Source organism: Chamaesiphon polymorphus CCALA 037 (genome assembly GCF_003003845.1).
Classification (GTDB): domain Bacteria; phylum Cyanobacteriota; class Cyanobacteriia; order Cyanobacteriales; family Chamaesiphonaceae; genus Chamaesiphon; species Chamaesiphon polymorphus.
Genome location: NZ_PVWO01000348.1, coordinates 1 through 6,358, shown reverse-complemented (window position 1 = coordinate 6,358; position 6,358 = coordinate 1). Strand labels below are relative to the sequence as shown.

Sequence of the window (6,358 nt, the reverse complement as noted above, 5' to 3'; positions counted from 1 at the left end):
GATGTGTATAAGAGACAGCGTAACGAGCTAGTGCGAGAAGTTACAGAAATCGCGCGCCAACGCCGCGACTTTAAAGCGCAACAGCGAGTAATTTCCGAACAAGTTTTAGAACTCAAACAACAAGTTAAAGATATAGAAGGCGAGATCGTACCGCTAAAACAACAAATTGCGGTCAATAATAAACAGAAATCTCAACTGCAACAGCAACTAGAGCGAACCACTCCCAACCCCAACCTCATCAGTCAAATTAGAAGCTTGCAAGATTACGAAAATAATGCTAAGAAATTAAGCCAAAATCTCGAACAACGGCTGGCTCGATCGACCAATCTCGAAGCCCAACTTCAAGTCCAGCAAACAGAGCTATTCAATCTCAAAACTCAAATCGAGCAGCTCGATGCCAAACTCGCCGTGCGCCAAGCACAGCTCAAAGAAAAGGATAAGCAGCATCAGCAGCTAGAACGAGAATTTCAAACTCGGACGATGGAATTAAAGCTCAGAGATCGACAACTGAAAAAAATCGAGTTGCAAATTAAAATCAATCAGCAAGGATTGGCTTCGCTCGAACGAGAAGTTAATAATATCGAACAAGAGTATCAGAAGATTCGGAAAGGAAATGTCGGCATTCTTCGCAATCAAGTTCTCGCCAGTACTATTATCAAAGGAAACAGTATCGAAACTGTGGCCGAGCAAATCGAGCGGTTAGTCACTCAAGCCAATCTCAACGCCTTGCAAGCCACTCATCCCGACACGAGCGACCGCCAGCAAAAAATTCTCGAAATTGCGCCCGAGCGAATTACTCAACTCAAAAAACAACTAGTCGGACGTCGCAATTATGTGGTGCGGATTTTTTCGCTAGGTAATCATGTCGTCGGCGTTGGCGCAGCCTCTCAGAATGAGAATCGCAATATTCAGGTCTTTATCGATGCTACTCCCGATCGGAAATTATTCGCGCGTAACGAGCAAATTGCTGAAGTTAGTATCGATCCGACAAAGATGAATGAAGACCAAATTCGCCAGCAATTAAATATTTTAATTGTCACGGCTCAACTACGAGCCAGACGGGCAGGAATTTTAGAAGATCGACCTCAGATCGGCGACGGACAATTGGCTACCTACGTCCAATTTTTAGACAGCATCAAACAACAAAAATTCCCACTCGAAATCGGTGCGATTGTCGAGCGGGATACTTATACATTGGGGCCGCCAATAATTAAATTACAAGCGGAATCGGGTGGCAAGGTATTATTTAATACCTACTCAAATGCCGCAATTAGTTCGTCAAGCGTACATTGATACACGGACATCATCTGTTTGAGCTGAGAAGGAACCAATCGCGGCTGAGAGCGTTTTTGCTCCCAGTCATTAATCGTTCTGACACTCAAGCCCAATTCGATCGCTAGTTGTACTTTTGTCAATCCAGCTACTTCCCGCAAGTGCATCGGTGTTACGCTACTATAACTAGGATCGGCGGCGATCCGAAACTGACGCTGCGGCTTAGTTGTGGCTGTTTTTAAAACATACACTTTTGCGAATTGACCGCCAAATTCGCGCTGTTTGACAGCTACTTTTCGGCTAGCGATCGCAATTTTCAGACAAATTTGGAGCATGGAGATCGGACGGTTCAAGATATCGGATAATTCCTTAATTGTGATGCCGTCCGGTCGATCGCCGAGCAACTCTAAGAGTCGATCGACAGTTGTTAAACTAGAGAAATCGGGGGTTATTTCGACAATTGCCAAAGTTAAGGTTTCCTAACTCGTCGCATAACAGCTTATCACCTTTGTCCAAAATTCATGAATGTCATAAATACGATATTTTTATAGATAGACTCTTTCTTTTTGTCACTAGGTTATGTCCGTTTTTCCACCCTTGACAATTAAGATTAGTTCGGATACGGTCTACCTCACCGATCGACGATCGCTACCAAATACTTTCTTCCCACACTAAAAAATAGACAACAGCTCTCCATCGAGCTATCCACTATTCACTTATTCACTATTGACGATCGAGTATCACAGGCAGCAATACGCATATTTCAGTTACCCCAAATTCTAACTATATGGCTCAATTTTGGATTGCGATCTTCTTTATTCTGTTAGCGATCGCCCAATTATATCAATCGATTCAAGCGATCGATTTACCCCTTCCCGTTTATTTAGTTTTGGGCGTAGTATTAGCTGTAGCTTCAAATTACCAACATAAATTTCCATTTATTCCCGCACAACAAGTCAAACTCGAAGAAATTAAAACACCAGATCCAGTCCTTACCGCACAACAGGCAAAACTTGCGGAAGTTAAAGCACCAGAGCTAGTCCTTCCCGCGCAACAAGTAAAACTTGAAGAAGTTAAAGTACCAGAGCTAGTCCTTCCCGCACCACAAAACGAACTAGCAGAAGTTAAAGCCCCAGATCCCGTTCTCCCCACACAGACGACCCCACTTGCAACAGCCACAGAGCCAGAAATAGCTCCCGCACAGGTTGAGACAGTCGCACCCAAAAAATCGCGTCCGCGCAAAACTACATCCAAATCGCGATCGAAGCAAGTGTCATAGTGTTAACACCAGTATGCTCGTAGCTCCTTTTCGAGTAAAATCCCGATCGTTACCTGTATGTAATCCCCTGGTTAAATTATGAGTTATAGAATGGATCGCCGCGCCTACGCTCAAACCTACGGGCCGACTACAGGCGATCGCGTCCGCCTTGCCGATACCGAATTATTCATCGAAATCGAGCGTGATTTTACAACTTATGGGGATGAAGTTAAATTTGGCGGCGGGAAGGTCATTCGGGATGGGATGGGACAATCGCCGATCTCTAATGCCGATGGTGCCGTGGATTTAGTGATTACCAATGCGGTGATTCTCGATTGGTGGGGGATTGTCAAAGCCGATGTCGGAATTAAAGACGGCAAGATTTACAAAGTCGGTAAAGCCGGAAATCCTTACATTCAAGATAATGTCGATATTATTATCGGCCCAGGCACCGAAATTATCGCTGGCGAGGGTGCTATTTTGACTGCGGGGGGTATTGATACCCACATTCATTTTATCTGCCCTCAACAGATTGAAGTCGCGATCGCGGCAGGAATTACGACCATGATTGGCGGCGGTACGGGGCCAGCAGCCGGAACTCATGCTACCACCTGTACTCCTGGCGTCTGGAATATGTACCGGATGTTGCAGGCAGCGGATGCTTTTCCGATGAATATCGGCTTGTTGGGCAAGGGAAATAGCTCTCAACCGCAAGGTTTAGTCGAGCAAGTGCAAGCAGGCGCGATCGGGTTAAAATTGCATGAAGACTGGGGCACTACTCCCGCCACGATCGATACTTGTCTGAGCGTCGCAGATGAGTACGATGTCCAAGTGGCAATTCACACCGATACTCTCAACGAAGCTGGATTTGTCGAAACCACCATCGGTGCTTTTAAAGGTAGGACGATTCACACCTATCATACCGAAGGCGCGGGCGGCGGACACGCACCAGATATCATCCGCGTCTGTGGCGAAGCCAATGTCTTACCCTCTTCAACAAATCCCACCCGTCCCTACACGCTCAATACCCTGGACGAACATTTGGATATGTTGATGGTGTGCCATCATCTCAGTCCCAGTATTCCCGAAGATGTCGCCTTTGCTGAGTCGAGAATTCGCCGCGAAACGATCGCGGCTGAAGATATTCTCCACGATTTGGGCGCATTTAGTATGATTTCTTCCGACTCCCAAGCGATGGGTAGAATTGGCGAAACAATCATCAGGACATGGCAAACCGCCCACAAAATGAAAATTCAACGCGGTGGTTTACCTCAAGATAGTCAACCAGCCGATAATTTACGTGCGAAACGCTATATTGCTAAATATACAATCAACCCAGCAATTACGCACGGGATTAGTAATTATGTCGGTTCGATCGAGTCTGGTAAAATTGCCGATTTATGTTTGTGGAAACCCGCATTTTTTGGCATCAAACCAGAAACAGTTATCAAAGGCGGGCTGATTGCCTGGGCACAGATGGGCGATGCCAATGCCAGTATTCCCACGCCCCAACCCATCCACATGCGCCCGATGTTTGGCAGTTATGGCGGCGCGAGAACTAATACAGCTTTTACATTTCTATCTCAAGCGGCAATGGAACGGGATCTAGCACGACAATTACAGTTGCAAAAACAGGTGCTAGCAGTATCGGGAACTCGTCAAGTTAGCAAGCGAGATATGAAGTTAAATGATGCGTTACCTCGGATCGAAGTCAATCCTGAAACTTATGAGGTGAGAGCCGATGGGGAGTTACTAACGTGCGAGCCTGCAACTATATTGCCGATGGCACAGCGTTATTTCTTGTTCTAGTAAAAATGAATTCGGGGCTAATAGCCAAAGTCCTCTAAAGAGGACTGCATGATTCTCCGAGAGTTCATTTCAATGAACTTTTGCTATTAGCCCGAACTTATAGTTCAGGGCGGTATTTGAGCGAAGCAAGTAATCATCACATTATTTTAACCGCAGAGACGCAGAGGTCGCAGAGAGAGCGTTTCCTTGCGGCAGATGGGTTTGCATGATTTTGGCTAGAAAGTAGAATAGTTGTTGAAGATACTATTGCAAAAGTATAATAGTCATGCAATAATCATGCTAAGATAGTATAGTTGGTTAACAGGTACATATCGTGCAAGAAATAGATATACTAGGAAAAGACGTTAGTAGTCTCCAAACCAAGATCGCGGTGCTAGAGAAAGAGATCGAGCACATGAAACAGCAGTTAGAGTCGAGAGATGTATGGCTGCGAGGAATCGGTATTGCGGTGGTTGCATCAGTATTTGTCTGGTTTGGGCAAAATGCACTCGATTCTCATTCTGCTCAAAAAGCCAATTCAGTCGGTGTATCAGCTAGCAAAGCAAAGTAAATAATATGGCAAAGAAACAAGACGGAGGGGTAATAATCCTATCCGCTACAGAAGAAGATATCTTGACCGTAATCTGGGGACATGCTCAAGGTGTCTACGGGTTAGATATTCTTAATCGAATTAACAAGGCTAATAAAGAAACCAATCGCAGAGAAATTGGTGTAGGTAGTTTGTATCCCGCGCTCAAACGGATGGAGCAACAAGGTTTAGTTACCGCTCGGTGGGGAGAAGAAGCTTTAGGCGAAGAATCCGGTGGTGCAAGAAGACGTTACTATGCAATTTCTGCTGATGGTGAGCAAGCATTGACAGCAACACAACAATATCGTCAACAATTGTCATTAAGTCCAATATTTGTGAACACGTAAAAAACAAGAACTAAGAACATGGCTTTTATTGACGATCTTATTGCAGCATTTAGGAAGGAATTCGAGACATTTATTCCTTTATTTGATGATTTGTCATTTGAAAATATGTCATTGGCAAATTTGGAAAGGAATATATCATTGTTAAGATCGAGAGCTATTGCATTGTTTGATTACAAAGCAATATCTTTTTTAAGGAACATATCATTTGATATTCCGATAACATCATTTATGTCTTTGTCATTTAGTATCTCCGTATCAAGTCATTTTTTTAAACTGCTTGAAATAGGAATGGATGAAGAATGGAGAGGCTTTATCATTATTAAATTACTTGAAGCGGGGATAGAGGAAGAATGGAAAGGATTTATTAGTGAGCAAAAATATGAATGGAGTAAATTGGGGCTAACAAAAAAGCAAGTTCAAAAGAAAACAAAGATTACTCTAATTGCTCTGCATTGGGGTAGGTTAAAATCTTGGATACAACTACTTAGGATTTTGTCTTGGGTAAAATCTCAATTAATGTATAAATAATTTTATTGACAAGCTCAACAATAACGCTCTACTCAAACATCAATTACCAGGAAAATTTAATCTATGCTAATTCAAAAAATATACCAAGAACTGCAAAACATTCCCGAAGATAAACTCGCAGAAATTTACGATCTGATTCACTATTTTCGTCTTGGTTTAGGGCAAGAACAGATACAGCCACGCACTCCTGGATTACTAACAGGAAAACTAGGAGATGCTTTTTTTGAGCCACTACCAGAAGAGGAACTCCAGCAATGGGAGTAAGCTATCTCATCGATACCCATATCCTGCTGTGGTGGCTATTTAACGATCCCAAACTTAACGCCGAATGCCGAGATATCCTTCAGAATCCCGCTCATCATATTCTAGTCAGTAGCGTTTCTGCCTGGGAAATTGCGACAAAGTATCGCATCGGTAAACTTCCTGAAGCCAAACAGATTGTCGAAGAATATTCACAAATATTGTGTCAAGCCAAATTTATCGAACTTGCCATTACCTCCTTACGGTTCGCTCATTTTCAGGGAGGGTCATCAGATTGTGGCCCAAGGCAAGTATAAATCTCAACTGGAAAGTTCA

8 protein-coding genes and 1 pseudogene are annotated in these 6,358 nt (G+C 43.6%); 8 read left to right on the top strand and 1 reads right to left on the bottom strand.

Annotated features, from left to right (window positions below; all coding sequences use genetic code 11):
- The coding region (locus C7B77_RS30260; RefSeq protein WP_181243953.1) for a coiled-coil domain-containing protein at positions 1-1,293 on the top strand (1,293 nt) is incomplete at its 5' end.
- Here C7B77_RS30260 and C7B77_RS30255 read toward each other — a convergent pair.
- Positions 1,254-1,739: a helix-turn-helix domain-containing protein gene (locus tag C7B77_RS30255; RefSeq protein ID WP_181243952.1), complete on the bottom strand. Its 486-nt coding sequence runs from the start codon at positions 1,737-1,739 to the stop codon at positions 1,254-1,256. The two genes, C7B77_RS30260 and C7B77_RS30255, sit on opposite strands and share 40 nt — an antisense overlap.
- 320 nt (positions 1,740-2,059) lie before the next feature.
- Between C7B77_RS30255 and C7B77_RS21260 the strand changes: the two genes are divergently transcribed.
- The 7 genes and pseudogenes from C7B77_RS21260 to C7B77_RS21235 all read left to right on the top strand — a co-directional run.
- Positions 2,060-2,551 carry a hypothetical protein gene (locus tag C7B77_RS21260; protein WP_106309530.1) on the top strand — a complete coding sequence of 164 codons (492 nt, stop codon included), beginning with the start codon at positions 2,060-2,062 and terminating at the stop codon, positions 2,549-2,551.
- Between the two features lie 90 nt (positions 2,552-2,641).
- A complete protein-coding gene (gene ureC, locus C7B77_RS21255) occupies positions 2,642-4,339 on the top strand; it encodes an urease subunit alpha (RefSeq protein WP_106309536.1) in 1,698 nt (565 codons plus the stop codon).
- 313 nt (positions 4,340-4,652) lie between these two features.
- Complete coding sequence (locus tag C7B77_RS29360; RefSeq protein WP_146138434.1) at positions 4,653-4,889, top strand: bZIP transcription factor; 237 nt, start codon at positions 4,653-4,655, stop codon at positions 4,887-4,889.
- Between the two features lie 5 nt (positions 4,890-4,894).
- Positions 4,895-5,254, top strand: coding sequence for a PadR family transcriptional regulator (locus C7B77_RS21250; protein WP_106309526.1), 360 nt, complete (start codon positions 4,895-4,897; stop codon positions 5,252-5,254).
- An 18-nt stretch (positions 5,255-5,272) separates the two neighbouring features.
- The gene (locus tag C7B77_RS21245) at positions 5,273-5,782 is read left to right on the top strand and encodes a hypothetical protein (protein ID WP_106309523.1); all 510 of its coding nucleotides are present in this window, start codon (positions 5,273-5,275) and stop codon (positions 5,780-5,782) included.
- 63 nt (positions 5,783-5,845) lie between these two features.
- On the top strand, positions 5,846-6,046 hold the full coding sequence (locus tag C7B77_RS21240) for a hypothetical protein (RefSeq protein WP_106309520.1): 201 nt from the start codon (positions 5,846-5,848) through the stop codon (positions 6,044-6,046).
- Positions 6,037-6,282 (top strand): annotated as a pseudogene (locus tag C7B77_RS21235) (type II toxin-antitoxin system VapC family toxin); the annotation flags it as partial. The gene C7B77_RS21240 and the pseudogene C7B77_RS21235, both read left to right, overlap by 10 nt.
- Positions 6,283-6,358: the final 76 nt, after the last annotated feature.